This window comes from Lysobacter sp. 05T417, from assembly GCF_056396405.1.
The window spans coordinates 70342-86584 of sequence record NZ_JBFTLK010000005.1 but is presented as its reverse complement, the minus strand read 5'-3'; the positions used below and the strand labels follow the sequence as shown (position 1 = coordinate 86584).

General features: G+C 68.8%; 15 protein-coding genes. 8 read left to right on the top strand and 7 right to left on the bottom strand.

Translation table 11 applies throughout. The features are described 5' to 3' along the window. The 4 genes from AC1DER_RS10025 to AC1DER_RS10010 all read right to left on the bottom strand — a co-directional run bounded on the left by AC1DER_RS10025 (position 1) and on the right by AC1DER_RS10010 (position 4079). Positions 1-1086 carry a sensor histidine kinase gene (locus AC1DER_RS10025; RefSeq protein WP_477248309.1) on the bottom strand — a complete coding sequence of 362 codons (1086 nt, stop codon included), beginning with the start codon at positions 1084-1086 and terminating at the stop codon, positions 1-3. A gap of 391 nt (positions 1087-1477) precedes the next feature. Further along, entirely contained in the window at positions 1478-1777 is a 300-nt protein-coding gene (locus tag AC1DER_RS10020; protein ID WP_477248324.1) for an EF-hand domain-containing protein, read from the bottom strand. A gap of 92 nt (positions 1778-1869) precedes the next feature. Then, a complete protein-coding gene (locus tag AC1DER_RS10015; protein WP_477248307.1) occupies positions 1870-3057 on the bottom strand; it encodes a DesA family fatty acid desaturase in 1188 nt (395 codons plus the stop codon). Between the two features lie 146 nt (positions 3058-3203). Continuing rightward, on the bottom strand, positions 3204-4079 hold the full coding sequence (locus tag AC1DER_RS10010) for a CHAD domain-containing protein (protein ID WP_477248305.1): 876 nt from the start codon (positions 4077-4079) through the stop codon (positions 3204-3206). A gap of 49 nt (positions 4080-4128) precedes the next feature. Here AC1DER_RS10010 and mutM point away from each other — a divergent pair, with 49 nt between their 5' ends. The 3 genes from mutM to AC1DER_RS09995 all read left to right on the top strand — a co-directional run bounded on the left by mutM (position 4129) and on the right by AC1DER_RS09995 (position 8426). Then, positions 4129-4941: a bifunctional DNA-formamidopyrimidine glycosylase/DNA-(apurinic or apyrimidinic site) lyase gene (gene mutM, locus AC1DER_RS10005; protein WP_477248303.1), complete on the top strand. Its 813-nt coding sequence runs from the start codon at positions 4129-4131 to the stop codon at positions 4939-4941. 68 nt (positions 4942-5009) lie between these two features. Beyond that, on the top strand, positions 5010-5573 hold the full coding sequence (locus tag AC1DER_RS10000; RefSeq protein WP_441815530.1) for an ECF-type sigma factor: 564 nt from the start codon (positions 5010-5012) through the stop codon (positions 5571-5573). A 21-nt stretch (positions 5574-5594) separates the two neighbouring features. Then, positions 5595-8426, top strand: coding sequence for a serine/threonine-protein kinase (locus AC1DER_RS09995; protein ID WP_477248301.1), 2832 nt, complete (start codon positions 5595-5597; stop codon positions 8424-8426). A 1-nt stretch (position 8427) separates the two neighbouring features. On the opposite strand, the gene AC1DER_RS09990 is transcribed toward AC1DER_RS09995, so the two are convergent. From AC1DER_RS09990 to AC1DER_RS09980, 3 genes are all read right to left on the bottom strand, one after another. Then, positions 8428-9051 carry a thymidine kinase gene (locus AC1DER_RS09990; RefSeq protein ID WP_441815532.1) on the bottom strand — a complete coding sequence of 208 codons (624 nt, stop codon included), beginning with the start codon at positions 9049-9051 and terminating at the stop codon, positions 8428-8430. 43 nt (positions 9052-9094) lie between these two features. Then, complete coding sequence (locus AC1DER_RS09985) at positions 9095-9970, bottom strand: methylglyoxal synthase (RefSeq protein ID WP_477248299.1); 876 nt, start codon at positions 9968-9970, stop codon at positions 9095-9097. Positions 9971-10070: 100 nt separating this feature from the next. Beyond that, a complete protein-coding gene (locus AC1DER_RS09980; RefSeq protein ID WP_477248297.1) occupies positions 10071-10850 on the bottom strand; it encodes a hypothetical protein in 780 nt (259 codons plus the stop codon). 211 nt (positions 10851-11061) lie between these two features. Between AC1DER_RS09980 and AC1DER_RS09975 the strand changes: the two genes are divergently transcribed. The 5 genes from AC1DER_RS09975 to AC1DER_RS09955 all read left to right on the top strand — a co-directional run bounded on the left by AC1DER_RS09975 (position 11062) and on the right by AC1DER_RS09955 (position 16150). Further along, positions 11062-13041: a UvrD-helicase domain-containing protein gene (locus tag AC1DER_RS09975; RefSeq protein WP_441815535.1), complete on the top strand. Its 1980-nt coding sequence runs from the start codon at positions 11062-11064 to the stop codon at positions 13039-13041. A gap of 4 nt (positions 13042-13045) precedes the next feature. Beyond that, complete coding sequence (gene gloA2, locus AC1DER_RS09970; RefSeq protein WP_477248295.1) at positions 13046-13435, top strand: SMU1112c/YaeR family gloxylase I-like metalloprotein; 390 nt, start codon at positions 13046-13048, stop codon at positions 13433-13435. A 135-nt stretch (positions 13436-13570) separates the two neighbouring features. Next, complete coding sequence (locus AC1DER_RS09965; protein WP_477248293.1) at positions 13571-14584, top strand: transporter; 1014 nt, start codon at positions 13571-13573, stop codon at positions 14582-14584. 63 nt (positions 14585-14647) lie between these two features. Beyond that, positions 14648-15139: a GNAT family N-acetyltransferase gene (locus AC1DER_RS09960; protein WP_477248291.1), complete on the top strand. Its 492-nt coding sequence runs from the start codon at positions 14648-14650 to the stop codon at positions 15137-15139. A gap of 87 nt (positions 15140-15226) precedes the next feature. Then, entirely contained in the window at positions 15227-16150 is a 924-nt protein-coding gene (locus AC1DER_RS09955) for a 5'-nucleotidase, lipoprotein e(P4) family (protein ID WP_477357926.1), read from the top strand. The last annotated feature ends 93 nt before the right edge of the window (positions 16151-16243 follow it).

The window sequence follows — 16243 nt, the reverse complement described above, 5'->3', positions numbered from 1 at the left end:
TCACTCTCCGATGGTCTGGGAGGTTTCGAAGGGAAGGCGCAGCGTGACTTCGATGCCGCGCTCGCGGTTGCGCACGCCGAAGCCGCTGGCCTCGCCGTACAGCACGCTGAGGCGCTCGCGCGTGTTGCGCAGGCCCACGCCCTTGCCTGCCGGCACCTGCCCGCCCTCGAGGCAATCGCAGCCGGGGCCGTCGTCGATCACGCGCAGGACCAGTTGCACACCTTCGCGTTCTGCTTCGATCCGCAACATGCCACCGGCGATCTGCTTGGCGACGGCGTACTTGATGGCGTTCTCCACCAGCGGCTGCAGCAGCAGGCTCGGCAGAAGCGCGCGCCAGCAATCCTCGTCGATGGCGGTCTCGATGCGCAGGCGCTCGGCGAAGCGGATCTTCTCGATGTCCAGGTACAGCGTCAGCGCATCGAGCTCCTGGCGCAGCGTTACCCGCTGCATCGGGTCGTTGTCGAGCGAGTGGCGCAGGAACGCCGACAGGCCCTGCACCATGCGGTTGGCGGTGGCGTTGTCGCGGTCGAGGATCAGCGTGGAAATGGCATTGAGCGTGTTGAACAGGAAGTGCGGGTTGAGCTGGTAGCGCAGCATCTTCAGCTGCGCCTGGTGGGCCATGGTGCGTGCCGCCAGCGCGCGCCGGGTTTCGTCCTGCAGCTGGCCGTAGTACTTCACCCCCAGGTACAGGCCGACCCAGGCCAGCACCACGTAGATGTAGCTCAGTGCATAGGCGATGTAGGCGGCGCGGTTTTCCGGCACGCAGGTGTCGCAGAAGTCGACCAGCACCGTGCGCGTGGCCAGGTCCATCACCGCCGAACTGGCCAGGATCGGCAGCACCATCACCATCATCAGCCGCCGCGGCGTCAGGCCCCAGCAGGCGCGCAGCAGGTAACGCAGGCCGAGGGTGGCGACGGCGCCGGTCGAGGCCGCGGTCAGCGGCACGATCCAGTAGCCCGACGGCTTGTCGTGGGCGATGGCGGAGAGGTAACCCAGCGAGAAATAGGCGGCCCAGCCGCCGATATGAAGCAGCCAGAACAGGTGCTGCCGGGGCAGGTCGAGCGGGTGCGATGCAGCGATGGCCATGGGCGCAGCGTTCGGGCGGTACACAACCACGATGCTACGCCTGTACAGGCAGGGGACTGGCAACGGCTCGGCGCGGTGCAGGCACGGTTCGCCGCTTACACGGATGTGCACCTGCACTGTATGCGCCTGGGTGAACTGCACCGTTCGTCCTGAGCGTAGCGCCGCAGGTGCGAAGTCGGGGGGTCGGCACGGCCCGGCGCTGCGTGGTCCTTCGACTTCGCTGCGCTACGCTCAGGACGAACGGTGGGGGGCGACCTGGGGCCGGACCGTGCGTGGTCCTTCGACTTCGCTGCGCTACGCTCAGGACGAACGGTGGGGGGGCGACCTGGGGCCGGACCGTGCGTGGTCCTTCGACTTCGCTGCGCTGCGCTGATGAACGGTGGGGGGCGGCTTACTGCGGGGGTGATGCCAGTTCGCGCGCGTCCAGGTAGCCGTCCTTGTTGCGGTCCTGGCGGGCGAAGGTCGTGGCCAGCGTCTGCCGATGTTCGGCAAGGGTGACCGGCTTGCCGCGTCCGCCGGGGAGTTCGGCGGGCGTCAGCACGCCGTCGCCATCCACGTCCATGCGATTGAACGCGTAGCTCATCCAGTCCTGGAATTCGGGCAGGGCGATGCGGCCATCGCCGTCGCTGTCCATGCGCGAGAGGTAATCGCCGGCCGCCTGCACTTGCGCCCACGACGGCATCGACGGCATCGCCAGGGCAACCAGCAACGCAAAAGAAAAGCCCGCGCATTGCAGCGCGGGCCGGTCATTGCGCGACACCGTGGGCATCACGCGCGTGGCGCTCAGGCGTGTGCCGGCGCGAGGGCGTAGCCCTTCAGGCGCGCGGAGAATGCCTGCAACGCCTGGTTGCCGCTGGCCTCGGCCTCGGCGCACCACGCCTGCAGCTTGGCCAGGGTGGCCTGGGCATCGTGCGAACGCTCGTCCAGCACCTGCGCCAGGCGCTGGCGGTACTCGGCCAGCGTGGCCATGCTCGGGCGTTCCGCCAGCCAGGCCTGCAGCTTGGCGCGCTTGTCGTCGTCGAGCCAACGGCCATCGTCGGCCAGGCCCTGGCGCAGGCTGCGCGGCAACTTGAACTTGGCTTCGCGCAGTGCCGGCAGCGTGACGTTGCGGTAGTAGTCGGTCATCGCCTGGAAGCGGATCGCCAGCAATGCCTTCAGTGTTTCACCGTCGGGCATGGCGATGTTCGGGCGCACGTCCAGGGTCGGCGCGACGCGCAGGACCTTGGCCAGGCCGACCTTCTCGAACAGCTTGATCGCGCTCCAGCCGATGTCGAACTCGAACTTGCGCAGCGCGAACTTGGCCGAGCTCGGGAACGCATGGTGGTTGTTGTGCAGCTCTTCGCCGCCGATCCAGAAGCCCCACGGGGTGAGGTTGGTCGCGGTGTCGGTCGTCTCGAAGTTGCGGTAGCCCCACCAGTGACCCAGGCCGTTGACAACACCCGCGGCCCAGAACGGGATCCACAGCATCTGGATCGCCCACACGGCGACGCCGGCGAAACCGAACAGGGCGAAGCTGATGAACAACATCAGCACCGGGCCCATCGTCGCGTGGCGCGTGTAGAGGTTGCGCTCGATCCAGTCGTCCGGGCAGCCCTTGCCGTACTTCTCGATGTCCTCGCGATGACCGCGCGCTTCGCGGTAGAGCTCGACGCCGCGCCACATCACCGTGTCGATGCCCTTGAACTGCGGGCTGTGCGGGTCGTCCTCGGTCTCGCACTTGGCGTGGTGCTTGCGATGGATCGCCGCCCACTCGCGCGTGATCATCGAGGTGGTCAGCCACGTCCAGAAGCGGAAGAAATGCGCCAGCACCGGATGGAAATCGACGGATCGATGCGCCATCGAGCGGTGCAGGTAGAGCGTGACCGAGAAGATCGTCAGCTGGGTGACGACCAGGAGGTAAACGAGCAACTCGACCCAGGTGGCCTGGACCACACCACCGGCAAGGAAATCGAGCAGGGATGAAACGAACATTGAAAGACTCCGCAGACGCACAGGCAGACCGGCAAACAGGCACAGTCGTAGGTGGATGATGCCAGCTGCGGCCCACCCTTCGCGCCGGTATGGGCCGCAGATGTGATGGGGACGTTCACATCGGCCCGCAAGGCCGGCGCGGGCGCTCAGCGACGAGCGGTCGTGATGCGCTTTCGCAGTCGGGCCAATGCAGGTTCGGCGTAGGCGCGCAGGGCCTGGCGTTCCGTTTTGCTGAACGGGGATCCCTTGCCGCAATGATCCAGCAGCAGGGTCAGGTCCTGCGCTTCGCCGAGGCGTTCGGTGGTGCGCTTGTCGAAGACCTCGGGCGCGGTGGCCGGGACCGCCACGCCGACCGCTTCGAGCGCGCGACGCTGCTGCGAGGCGCGACGGGCACGACGGCGCCAGCGGTGCCAGTCGCTGTCGCCGCCCTTGCCCAGGGCGATGTCGCGGGCACGCTGGCTGCGCTCATCGCTGTCGGCCAGCGCCATGCGTGCCGCCGAGGGTGTCAGCCGTTCCCAGTCGAGCGCCGGCAGCGCTGCGGCGAGCACTTCGATCAAGCCGCGTCGCTGTCCCATTGCCGGGTCCATGGAGACTTCGGCGCCGGCAGTGGCTTCGCGGGCGACGACTGCGTCGGCACGGGCCTGGGCCAGCAATTCCCGGGTGGCGCCCTTGCGCGAGCGCTTGTGCAGCCGTGCCAGTGTTTCCACCAGCGCGTGCGCGTCGCGCAGCAGGGACAGGCCGGTGTTGAGGTGCTTGATCTCACGATCGACAAGGCCAACGCCCGGCCCGAGGATGCCGTCGCCCAGCGCCAGCGTCGCGCGCACGCGGCGCAGGCCCTTGCGGGCCCTGTGCACCCCTTCGTGGAGGTCATCGCCGGTCTGCGCCAGTGCGTCGAGCGCGGCCTCGAGTTCGCCACGCGCATAGTCGCGCAGGGCCGGCCCCGGCGAGGGCATCGGCAACACGTGCACCGCGGCGACCGGGAGGTCGCCGGCAAGGGTGGACGGCGTCGCGCTCTTGCCCATCGCGCTCCCAGACCCCACGCATCGGATGTCGCGATAGTACGCTCAGCCCATGCCCGAGTTGCCCGAAGTAGAGACCACCCGTCGCGGCCTGGCGCCGCACGTCGAAGGCCGTCGCGTGGTGACCGCCACGTTGCGCCGGCCCGACCTGCGCTGGCCGATCCCGGACGAGATCCGCCAGGTCCTGCCGGGCCAGCGCATCGACCAGGTCCGCCGCCGCGCCAAGTACCTGCTGCTCGACACCACCGCCGGAAGCGCCCTGTTGCACCTGGGCATGTCCGGCAGCCTGCGGGTGCTGCCGGCCGATACCCCGGTGCGCGCGCATGACCATGTCGACCTGGCCCTGGATTCGGGCCAGGTCCTGCGCTTCAACGACCCGCGCCGGTTCGGCAGCCTGCTCTGGCAGGGGCCGGGCGAAACCCACGAACTGCTCGCCGGGCTCGGGCCGGAGCCGCTGTCGGACGACTTCGACGGCGATTACCTGTTCGCGCTCAGTCGCGGCCGCAGCGCGCCGGTAAAGACCTTCCTGATGGACCAGAAGGTGGTGGTCGGCGTGGGCAACATCTACGTCGCCGAAGCACTTTTCGCCGCCGGGGTGTCGCCGCTGCGGGCGGCCGGCAAGGTATCGAGGGAGCGCTACCAGCAGCTGGCCGCGCAGATCCGCCGCATCCTCGGCCACGCCATCGATCGCGGCGGCACGACCCTGCGCGACTTCATCAGTCCCGATGGCGCGCCGGGATATTTCGAACAGGAATTGTCGGCCTATGGGCGTGGCGGCGAGCCCTGCCCGCGCTGCGGCCGGCCGCTGAAACAGGCGGCGATCGGACAGCGCGCGACGGTGTGGTGCGCAAGTTGCCAGAGGTAGGGCAAGCCCGTGCACAGGGAAAAACACGCAAACGCGCTATAGTCCGGCCACTGTGGAGGGGGCTCCCTATGGCCGAAACTGCCGATATCACATTGCTGCTGGATGCTGCACGTGAAGGCGACCGTGGCGCGTTGGACCGCGTCCTGGCCACCCTCTACCAGGAACTTCACACCATGGCGCGGCGCCAGCTCGCCGGCCAGCACGGCCAGACGCTCGATGCCACCGCACTCGTCCACGAGGCGTACCTCAAGCTGATCGGCCGTCGTGAAGCGCAGTTCGACGACCGCGCGCATTTCTTCGCCTACGCTGCATCGGCGATGCGCTCGGTGGTGGTCGACTATGCCCGCCAGCGCCTCGCGCAGAAGCGCGGCGGCGACCTGCACCGCGTCACCGAACTCCCCGACGATGTCGAAGGCGGCCTGCGCCTGGACGAGGACACGCTGGGCCTGGACACCGCCCTGACCAAGCTCGGTGCGGTCGACCCGCGCCTGGCGCAGGTGGTCGAGCTGCGCTATTTCGCCGGCCTGTCGGAGTTGGAGATCGCGGCGCTGCTGGAACGTTCCGAACGCAGCATCCGTCGCGACTGGCAAAAGGCGCGGCTGTTCCTGCTGGCATCTCTGAAAGACTCCTGAGGCCACCGGCAGGGGCGACCCGTGGACACCGAGCGCTGGCAACGGATATCACCGCTGCTCGATGCGCTGTTCGAGCTCGATGACGAGGCGCGCGAACAGCGCCTGCAGCGCCTGCGCGAGGAAGACCCGGCGCTGGCCGACGAGCTGCAGACGCTCATCACTCTCGACGAGCACCACGAGGATTTCCTCTCCGAGCCCCTGATCGCCCCGCTCGCCGGCCTGCGCGCCGGCGGCGAGGTGGGGCCGTACAAGCTCGAGCGCCTGCTCGGCGAAGGCGGCATGGGCCAGGTCTGGCTGGCCGCGCGCGCCGACGGCCTCTACCAGCGCCGCGTCGCGCTGAAACTGCTGCGCCCGGGACTGGCCGACAGCAATCTGCGCGTGCGCTTCTCGCGCGAACGGCAGATCCTCGCGCGCCTGGCGCACCCGCACATCGCGCGCCTGCTCGATGCCGGCGTCACCACCGACGGACTTCCCTACCTGGCGCTGGAGTTCGTCGAAGGCGAACCCATCACCGACTACTGCCGCAACCACCTGCTGCCGATCGAGCAGCGGCTGAGGATGTTCCACCAGATCTGCGATGCGGTCAGCCACGCCCACGCCAACCTGATCGTCCACCGCGACCTCAAGCCGTCCAACATCCTGGTCACGCCCAGCGGCGACGTGCGCCTGCTCGACTTCGGCATCGCCAAGCTGCTCGACTCCGACGCGCCGAGGGTCGAACAGACCCGCACCGGCGTGCGCGCCTTCACCCTGCACTACGCCGCGCCCGAACAGGTCCGCGGCGAGCCGGTCACCACCATGACCGACGTGTACGCGCTGGGCGTGGTGCTGTTCGAGCTGCTCACCGACACCAAGCCCTACCGCCTCAAGCGCCAGACCGATGCCGAGTGGGAAGAGGCGATCCTCGCCGCCGACCCGCAACGGCCTTCGCAGACGCTGCTGCACCGCACCGAGGACAGCGGCGCCGACGTGCATGCGCTGCGTCGGCTCGCGCGGATGCTGGCCGGCGATCTCGACAACATCGTCCTCAAGACCCTCTCCAAGCGTCCGGAGCAACGCTACCCCTCGGTCGAAGCGCTGGCGCTGGACCTGACCCGCTACGAAGCCGGTCGCCCGGTTCAGGCCCGGCCGCAAAGCGTGGGATACCGCTTCGGAAAATACCTGCGTCGCCACCGCTGGTCGCTGGCCACCGGCGGCCTGATCGCGGTGGTGCTGAGCGCCGCGCTGGCGATCGTGGCCTGGCAGGGCCGGCAGGCCGTCGCCGAGGCCGGCCGCGCGCAGGCGATGCAGGACTTCATGGTCGGCGTGTTCGAAAGCGCGCGCGGCACGCCCGAAGGCCAGGCGCTCGACCTGCGTGGCCTGCTCGATGGATCGCTGGCGCGCGGCAACCGCGAGCTGGCGCGACAGCCACGCGCGCGCGCCGAACTGCTCGGTGTGATCGCGCGGCTGCGGATGGGCCTGGGCGACTATCGCGAGGCGCTGATGCTGCTCAACCGCCAGGCCGGCGTGCTGGCCAGCACCAGCGACATACCGGTCAGCCTGCAGCTGGAATCGCTGACCCAGCGCGGCCAGGCGCTGCGCCTGCTCGGCGAACCGCGCCGCTGCATCGACCTGATGGCGCCGGCGCTGACCACCGCACGGCGCGAACAGGCGCAGCTGCCGCCGCAGGCCAGCGAGTTCTATTCGCAGTTCGGTCGCTGCCGCCGCGACAATGGCGAGCTGCAGGGAGCGCGGCTGTTGTTCGAACGTTCGCTGTCGCTGCGCCGCGACGACCGCGACGAAGTCGGCACGGTCGAGAACCTGATCGACCTGGCCAACCTGCAGGCCGATGCCGGCCAGACCGGCGCCGCGTTGCAGGGCTATGGCCAGGCGCGCGCGCAGTTGCGGCAGAAGGTCGGCGAGCGCCATGCCCTGCTGGCCGAGATCGGCAGCCGCGTCGCCTCGCTGCGCCAGGGACAGGGCCAGATCGATGCGGCCGAACGCGAGGCCAGCGAAGCATTCGCGATCGCGCTGGAGGTCTATGGCGCCCAGCACCCGGTCACGCTGTCGCTGCGCCGGCAGATGGCGATGCTGCATATCGACCAGGGCCAGTACCGCCAGGCCGAGACCGAATTGCGCGGCGCGATCGCGGTGCTGCAACGCCGCCTGACGCCGGAAAGCGCCGACCCGGCCGAGACCCGGCGCGGCATGGTCGAACTGGGCGGCCTGCAGCGGCGCCTGGGCCAGGTCGCCTGGGAGCGCGGCGAAACCGCGACCGCGCTGACGGCGATGCAGCGAGCGGTGGTGATCGCGCGCAAGCAGCAGGACAACGCCCACCTGGGCGATGCGCTGTTCGACTATGCGCGTGTGCTGCACGCGATGGGCCGCGACCGCGCCGCACAGAAGGTGATCGAGGAATCCAGTGCCCTGCGCCTGGCCCAGCTTGGCCCACGCCACCCGTTGCTGGGCGATACCTACCGCGTGCAGGGCCAGGTCGAACTGGCGCTGGGCCAGAACGAACAAGGCATGGCGCACCTGGCGCAGGCGGTCACGCTGACCCGCAGCGGCTACGGAGCCACCCATCCGCACACCCGCGAGGCCGAGCTGGTACTGGCACGGCAGCAGGCGCTCGATGGCGACGACAGCGCACTGCTGCGCCTGGACGCGCTTGCCGGGATGCCACATGGCGACCTCGACCTGCGCCGCACCGCGTGGCGCGCGCAGGCCTACGCCGCGCAGTTGCGCTGCCACGGGCCCGACCGCGAACCGGCCCTGGCGCGACTGGACAACCTGCAGGAGCAGCTGAAGACGGCGCAGCCCGACGGCGGCGCGATCCCGCGCGAGGTCGGCGCGATCGTGCGCGGCTGCGGGTGACCTACTTCAACTGCAGCGACGTCTGCGCCGGCTCGATCGTGCCCTCGCCGCGCATGATCTTCTTGTACTCGGCGCGCGACACCGAGATGTAGCGGTCGTTGCCGCCGATCTCCACCTGCGGGCCTTCGTGCACCGCGCGGCCCTGGGCATCGACGCGCACCACCATCGTCGCCTTCTTGCCGCTGTGGCAGATGGTCTTGATCTCGGTCAGTTCATCGGCCCATGCCAGCAGGTACTGGCTGCCCTCGAACAGCTCGCCGCGGAAGTCGGTGCGAAGGCCATAGCAAAGCACCGGGATGCGCAGCGCATCGACCACTTCGCTCAGCTGCCAGACCTGGGAACGATTCAGGAACTGCGCCTCGTCGACCAGCACGCAATGCAGCGGGCCGTGGGCGAGGATGTCGGCGCGGACGATGCGCTCCAGGTCGTCGTCGCGCTCGAAGGCGATGCCGTCGGACCGCAGGCCGATGCGCGAGGCGACCGTGCCGGTGCCGGCGCGGTCGTCCAGGCGCGGGGTGAGGATCGCCACGCGCATGCCGCGCTCGCGGTAGTTGTGCGCCGACTGCAGCAACGTCGTGGTCTTGCCGGCGTTCATCGCCGAATAATAGAAATAGAGCTTGGCCATGCGCACAGTTTAGTGGCTGCGCCGGTGCTGGCGGCGCCCGGCGTCAGCGCCGCCTGGCGCGATCGGCTGCCGCACTCGCCCAGCGCTGGGCAACGGCCGGGGCGGTGATGCACACCGCCTCGTCGGTCACCGTGGTCACGGCCCGCTCCAGCAGCTGGATATCGGCCTCGTGCTGGCGCGCCACGTGCGGGTCCTCGAAGAAGATTGCGCGCTGGCAGCGGCGCTCCAGCACGAGGTCGGCGATCTGGGCGTCGCCGCCCATCGGGCCGCTCTGGTAGCGGTGCACCCACGGGCGTCCCTGCGGCCAGCCGCGGCTCCAGGCCAGCTCGTTCAGGCGCTGCCCGGTGGTGCCGGTGGCGACGCGGCGGGCGAAACGCGAGAGCAGGTCGAAGTGTTCGGCGGCAAAGGCCAGCATCTGCGGCTTCATGGCGTCGTGGGCGATCAACGCAAGCGTCTGCGACTCGAAGTCGTGCAGGCGATCGGCCGAAACGTCGGCGAGCAGACCGGTGCGAATGCGCTCCGTCTCGATCCAGTCGCGCGCCGAGGCCACCGTGGTGATGAAGGGCTTGCCGTGGATCACGCACTGGCGCTTGAGCGCGGCCGCCTCGGGGAACACCGACGACGGATCGACCGGGTCGATCAGGTAGATCGCGCCGTCCAGGGTGCGTTCGTCGTGGTCGACGCCGACCACTTCCGCGACCAGCTTCATCAGCCCGCCCTCGCGCCCGTACGGATAGCGGCGCAGGCCCGGGTAACCGGCCAGCATGCCGGCGGCGGCGATGGCATCGAATGTGCGACCCACCACATGCAGGCTGATCTGCAGCTCGCGGATCCCCGACTCGCAGGCGCGCAGCCAGCGGAACAATGCGGCGTCTTCGCTCAGATGGTGCAGGCGGTTGGCCGCCAGGCCCAGGCGCATGTGGTTCCCCCTGATGTGTGGAGTCGTGGCAAGTGACTCCTACATTAGGGGGTTTTGCACCACCTCGCCGCGATCAGTGCCCTTGCTCTGGTTGCCATGTTCAGTGCGGCGGCTTGTCCCGCGCCGGCACCATCGGGCCCACGCCGACATTGCCCAAGCCGCTGCCGAGCTCGGCATCCTGCGCCTGCCAGTACGACAGCGCCTGGGCGCGTTCATCGGCGTAGTACTCGTCGCCGGTGGTGCTGCCGACCACCTGCTTGGAGGCCGCCAGCATGCCCGCGGTGGCATTGCCGAACGAGCCGTTGATCGGCCCACCCTGGGTGATGTCGATGGCCTGGTTGCGGTAGCCGATGCGGCTGCCGGTCATGGTGCGCGCGAAGCGGCGAATCTCGACATCGGCACGCGGCCGCGCAGACTCGTCGCCGAAGCGGGCGTAGTAGTCGGGGCCGAGCTGCCCGACCTGCTCGCGCTGCGCCGGCGTCAGGCCTTCCCACATCTTCTCGCGGATCACCAGCAGGCGGGGCACGCCGCGTTCAGCGGCCAGGTCGCTCCAGATGTAGGCGCGCACCGGATCGGCAGGCATGCCCTGCCCATACCAGTACATGAGACTGAGGTAGTGCTGCGAATACTTGTCGGCGTACGACGCGGCGTTCTCGAAGCGCATTTCGGCTTCGTCGTAATGCCCGGCCAGGTACGACTTCAGCCCGTTCAGGCGCCAGGTCTCGTTGGGATGCCCCTGTGCGCCCTTGAGCTGGGCATCGACCTGCATGTAGCTGGCGGTGACCAGCTTGAGCGGCTCTTCGGCGAGGGCCGGGGCCGCAAGCAATGAAAGCGCGGCGCCTGCCAACCAGGCCTTGCCGCGAGCGGAGACGTTTGCCATGGCGATTCCTCCATACCGTGGGTGCAGGAAGGGGCGGTGCCGCCGGGGCCGTCAAATGCGGCGCGTCCCATGTTGTCGCTGGCATGGTATCGCGGGTGCCGGCGCACTCCCCGCGGTGACGAAATCAGCGCATCGACGGCACAAATCGCCAGGTCGGGGGGGATATTGCGGCACAATACGCCGCCGCAACCGCGGCAGCAAACAGCCTTCAATGCACGGTCTAAACCCTCCCCAACGCGCTGCCGTCCTGCACACCGACGGCCCCTTGCTGGTGCTCGCCGGAGCGGGCAGCGGCAAGACCCGCGTCATCGTCGAGAAGATCGCGCACCTGATCGCATCCGGGCGGATGCCGGCCAAGCGAATCGCGGCCATCACCTTCACCAACAAGTCGGCGAAGGAGATGAAGGAGCGCGTCGCCAAGCGCATCAAGGGCGACGCCGCCGAAGGCCTCACCGTGTGCACCTTCCACGCGCTGGGGCTGCGTTTCCTGCAGATCGACCATGCCAAGGTCGGATTGCGTCGCGGCTTCTCGGTGTTCGACAGCGACGACAGCGCCGCGCAGATCAAGGACCTGCTGCCGCCGGGCAGCAAGAACGACGTGATCGATAACGCACGCAACCTCATCTCGCGCGCGAAGAACGCCGGTCTCTCGCCCGAGGAGGCGCTGGCTGCATCGCAGAGCCCGCGCGAGATGGAAGCGGCGCTGCTGTACCAGCGCTACCAGGCGCGGCTGTCGACGTTCAATGCGGTCGACTTCGACGACCTGATCCGCCTGCCGGTGCAGATCCTGGAAGGCGACGAGGACGTGCGCCTGGCTTGGCGCGAGCGCATCGGCTACCTGCTCGTCGACGAGTGCCAGGACACCAACGACGCCCAGTACCGCCTGCTCAAGGGGCTGGCCGGGGACAAGGGCCTGTTCACCTGCGTGGGCGACGACGACCAGTCGATCTATGCCTGGCGCGGCGCCAACCCGGACAACCTGCTCAACCTGGGCACGGACTACCCGGCGCTGGAGATCATCAAGCTCGAGCAGAACTACCGCTGCTCCAACCGCGTCCTGCGCACGGCCAACACGCTGATCGCGCACAACCCGCACGAGCACCCCAAGACCCTGTGGAGCGACCAGGCCGACGGCGAGCGCATCCGCGTGTGGGAGTGCCGCGACAACGCGCACGAAGCGGAAAAGGTTGCCGCCGAGATCCATTTCCTCGCCGCCGCCAAGCAGGCGCCGTGGAGCGACTTCTGCATCCTGTTCCGCGGCAACCACCAGAGCCGCGCGCTGGAGAAGGCGCTGCAGCTGCTGCGCGTGCCCTATCACCTGTCGGGCGGCACCGCCTTCCTCGAGCGCGGTGAAGTGAAGGACGCGCTGTCGTGGTTGAGGTTGATCGCCAATCCCGATGACGATGCGGCGTTCCTGCGCGCGGTGCAGTCGCCCAAGCGCGAGGTCGGCGCGACCACGCTGTCCAAGCTCGCCGAAATGGCGCAGCACGCCGGCATGCCGATGTCGCGCGCGGCCGAGCAGATCGGCATGCTCAAGCAGCTGGCACCGCGTGCCGGCAACGCGCTCGACGGTTTCGTCAACATCATCCGCCACCTGCGTGGCGAGGCGTACAAGATCCCGCCGTCGGAACTGGTGCGCGTGCTCGCCGAGAAGAGCGGCCTGCTCGCGGCGATCCGCGCGCAGTGCAAGGACGAGGCCAGCTTCCAGCGCCGCAAGGAGAACCTGGAGGAACTGGCCGACTGGTTCGACGGCGGCAAGAACTCCGGCCCCGGCGAACTGGCCGCGCAGCTGGCGCTGCTGTCGCATGCCGACAAGGGCGATGCCGGCAACCAGGTGCGGCTGATGTCGCTGCACGGCGCCAAGGGACTGGAATTCCGCTACGTCTTCATCGTCGGCATGGAGGACGGCACGTTGCCGCACGAAATGGCGCTGGAAGAGGGCAGCCTGGAGGAAGAGCGGCGCCTGCTCTACGTCGGCATCACCCGCGCCAAGGAACAGCTTTGGCTGTCGCACTCGCGCGAGACCCAGCGCTGGGGCGACAAGATCCGCCTGAAACCGAGCCGCTTCTTCGACGAGCTACCGGTGGCGGAGATCCAGCGCGACGGCGCCGACCCGGTCGCCGACGCGGCGCGCAAGCAGGAGCGAGCGGTGGCGGGTTTCGCGGCGATCCGGGCGCTGCTGGACGAGTAGCGCCGTGCAGCTCACCCGCATCCACCACGTCGCCATCATCTGCGCCGACTACGTGCGCTCGAAGCACTTCTACACGCAGGTGCTGGGCCTGCGCGTGCTGGCCGAAGTGCACCGCCAGGCGCGCGACTCGTGGAAGCTCGACCTGGCCCTGCCCGACGGCGGCCAGCTCGAACTGTTCTCGTTTCCTTCGCCACCGCCGCGGCCGTCCTACCCCGAAGCCCGGGGCCTGCGCCACCTGGCGTTCGAGGTGGTCGATGTCGCCGCCTCGGCGGAGGAGCTGCAGGCACAGGGCATCGCCGTCGAGCCGTTGCGCATCGACGAGTACACCGGCCGCCGCTTCACCTTCTTCGCCGACCCCGACGGCCTGCCGATCGAACTGTACGAAGCGTCCTGATCGTTGGCGCGGCGCCGGCACAGGCGCGTAGCATCGGCCACCAGCAGCGGCGACTGATCTGCTGCAACCTGTCTCTGGCCTCATTCAGCGTCCGGATGCCGGCGCATCCGCTTCAACTCCAATGGGCCCGCGACGATGCGCATCACCGACACCAGCTACGGCTCGAACGAACACGGACTGATCTGGGGCTACAGGTTTGCGCCGGGGCAAGCGGCCCAGTCGATCAGTACCGATGCGGCGGCCGCGTTCCTCGCCCAGGAAGGCGACGATCCGGAAGAGGCGTTCATCTGGCTGCACTTCTCGCTGTCGAACACCGGCTCGGAACGCTACCTGCGCCGCCACCTCGACCTGCCCGACGGGTTCTACGACTCGCTGCGCAGCGAGGTCGGCTCGACCCGCCTCGAGCAGGATGCCGGTTTCCTGGTCGCGGTCATCCACGACGTCCTGTTCGATTCGACGTTCGATGCGTCCGAGGTCGGCACCACCAGCATCTGCATCGGTCCGCGCGTTCTGGTCAGCGCGCGCCTGCGGCCACTGCGCTCGGTCGACCAGTTGCGATCGGCGGTACGCACCGGCCAGGTGTTCCGCTCGCCGGTCGAACTGCTCGCCCACCTGTTGCGCGACCAGGCCAGTGTGCTCGGCGACATCCTGCGCAAGTCGACCGCACGCGTGGACCGCATCGAGGACCGCCTGCTCGCCAACCGCATCGCCACCGACCGCACCGAGCTGGGCACCCTGCGACGTTCGCTGGTGCGCCTGCAGCGCTTGCTGGCGCCTGAGCCGACGGCGCTGTTCCGCTTGCTCAACCGGCCGCCGGAGTGGTTCAGCGGGGACGACCTGGAGGACCTGCAGCAGGCCGCCGAGGAGTTCTCCACCGCGATCGGCGATTCGGCCGCCCTGGTCGAACGGGTCAAGCTGATCCAGGAAGAACTGGCCGCGCTGGTCAACGAGCAGACCGGCCGCACTTTGTTCGTGCTGACGGTGGTGACCGTGCTGGCGTTGCCGGTCAACATGATCGCCGGCCTGTTCGGCATGAATGTCGGTGGCATTCCGCTGCAGATGGGGCATGGCTTTGCCGTGATCGTGGTGACCCTCGTGGTCCTGACCGTGCTGCTGGCCTGGCTCGCCTTTGGCAGGCCGCGCGACTAACTCCCGCTTTCGACTCGGGTGCTGCTTTGGCACCATGCAGTTCCCTGCCCCCTGAGCATCCGCATGGATCTCGTCCTGCGTCCGGCGCAAGCCACCGATCATCCGGCGATCCTGGCGCTGAACCTCGCCGAGGAAGAGATGCTGAGCCCGCTCGATGCGGCGCGCCTGCTGCAGCTGGATTCACAGTCGGCCTATCACCGAGTGCTTTGCGAAGGCGACCGCGTCGTCGCCTTCCTGCTGGCGTTCCGCGAGGGTGCGCAGTACGACAGCCCGAACTATCTCTGGTTCGCCGGCCGCTACCCGCGCTTCCTCTACATCGACCGGGTCGTGGTCGCGGCATCGCACCAGGGGCGCGGGCTCGGCGCGCGCCTGTATCGCGACCTGTTCGAATTCGCCCGCGCCAGCGCCGTCGAGGCGGTGACCTGCGAGTTCTACACGCGGCCGCCGAACGAGGCCTCGCGACGCTTCCATGCCGGTTTCGGTTTTCGCGAGGTCGGGCAGCAATGGGTCGCCGACGGGCGCAAGCAGGTCTCGCTGCAGGCCGCCACGCTCTGAGGCGGTCTGTCATGGCGTGTGCGCCGGGCTCGGCTACACTCGCCGCCCGACCCGACACCAGCCATTGCGATGCGACCACGCTCCTTCATGCCGCGCCCCCTCACCCTGTCCGTTCTCGCCGGCGCCCTGATGCTGGCCGCCTGCCAGCGCGCGCCGGCGCCCGAGCCCGCGACGCAGGACGCCGCCGCACCCGTAGCCGCCGCGACGGCCGCAGCTGCCGCCAAGCCGGCCGCGGTGGCCGCCGACGACAACCTCAACGCCGTGCTGTGGATGCGGGCCTCGGCCGAGTACCAGGCCGCCACCACCACCGTCTATCGCGCCGCCGCCGACAAGCTCGGCGTGGCGCTGGCCGAGAAGAACTGGGACGCGCTGGTCCCCGATGAGCGCGGCAACGCCGCCACCGGCCTGAAGCCGGCCGTGATCATGGACGTCGATGAGACCGTCCTCGACAACTCGCCCTACCAGGCGCGCCTGATCCGCGACGGCAAGGCCTACGACGAGGTCAGCTGGGACGCCTGGGTGGCCGAGAAGAAGGCCAAGCCGGTTCCGGGCGTGGTCGAGTTCGCCAAGGCCGCAACGGCCAAGGGCGTGACCATCCTCTACTTGTCCAACCGCGCCGTGCACCTGAAGGACGCGACCATCGCCAACCTCAAGGCGGTCGGCATGCCGGTCAAGGACGACAGCGTGTTCCTCGGCCTGGGCACCCTCCTCGATGGCTGTGAACAGAACGGCAGCGAAAAGAACTGCCGCCGGCAGCTGGCCGGCCAGCAGTACCGTGTGCTGATGCAGTTCGGCGACCAGCTCGGCGACTTCGTCCAGGTCGTGGCCAACACCCGCGAGGGCCGCACGCAGTTGCTCGACGAATACGGCGACTGGTTCGGCGAACGCTGGTGGATGCTGCCCAACCCGAGCTATGGCTCGTGGGAGCCGGCGACGTTCAACAACGACTGGGCGCAGCCGCTGGAGGCGCGCCGCGCCGCCAAGCGCGAGGCGCTGGATGTGGCGCCGTAAACGCAGACCCACTGGTCGGCATGTTTCATGCCATTAGATTCAATAGGTTACGCAACACTACTTCAGGTGTTGCATTAACTCCGGAGGGCGGTT

Coding starts and splice junctions, on each gene's coding strand:
- AC1DER_RS10025 (WP_477248309.1), bottom strand. CDS start 1,086: ATGGCCATCGCTGCATCGCACCCGCTCGACCTGCCCCGGCAGCACCTG.
- AC1DER_RS10020 (WP_477248324.1), bottom strand. CDS start 1,777: ATGCCGTCGATGCCGTCGTGGGCGCAAGTGCAGGCGGCCGGCGATTAC.
- AC1DER_RS10015 (WP_477248307.1), bottom strand. CDS start 3,057: ATGTTCGTTTCATCCCTGCTCGATTTCCTTGCCGGTGGTGTGGTCCAG.
- AC1DER_RS10010 (WP_477248305.1), bottom strand. CDS start 4,079: ATGGGCAAGAGCGCGACGCCGTCCACCCTTGCCGGCGACCTCCCGGTC.
- mutM (WP_477248303.1), top strand. CDS start 4,129: ATGCCCGAGTTGCCCGAAGTAGAGACCACCCGTCGCGGCCTGGCGCCG.
- AC1DER_RS10000 (WP_441815530.1), top strand. CDS start 5,010: ATGGCCGAAACTGCCGATATCACATTGCTGCTGGATGCTGCACGTGAA.
- AC1DER_RS09990 (WP_441815532.1), bottom strand. CDS start 9,051: ATGGCCAAGCTCTATTTCTATTATTCGGCGATGAACGCCGGCAAGACC.
- AC1DER_RS09985 (WP_477248299.1), bottom strand. CDS start 9,970: ATGCGCCTGGGCCTGGCGGCCAACCGCCTGCACCATCTGAGCGAAGAC.
- AC1DER_RS09980 (WP_477248297.1), bottom strand. CDS start 10,850: ATGGCAAACGTCTCCGCTCGCGGCAAGGCCTGGTTGGCAGGCGCCGCG.
- AC1DER_RS09975 (WP_441815535.1), top strand. CDS start 11,062: ATGCACGGTCTAAACCCTCCCCAACGCGCTGCCGTCCTGCACACCGAC.
- AC1DER_RS09965 (WP_477248293.1), top strand. CDS start 13,571: ATGCGCATCACCGACACCAGCTACGGCTCGAACGAACACGGACTGATC.
- AC1DER_RS09960 (WP_477248291.1), top strand. CDS start 14,648: ATGGATCTCGTCCTGCGTCCGGCGCAAGCCACCGATCATCCGGCGATC.
- AC1DER_RS09955 (WP_477357926.1), top strand. CDS start 15,227: ATGCCGCGCCCCCTCACCCTGTCCGTTCTCGCCGGCGCCCTGATGCTG.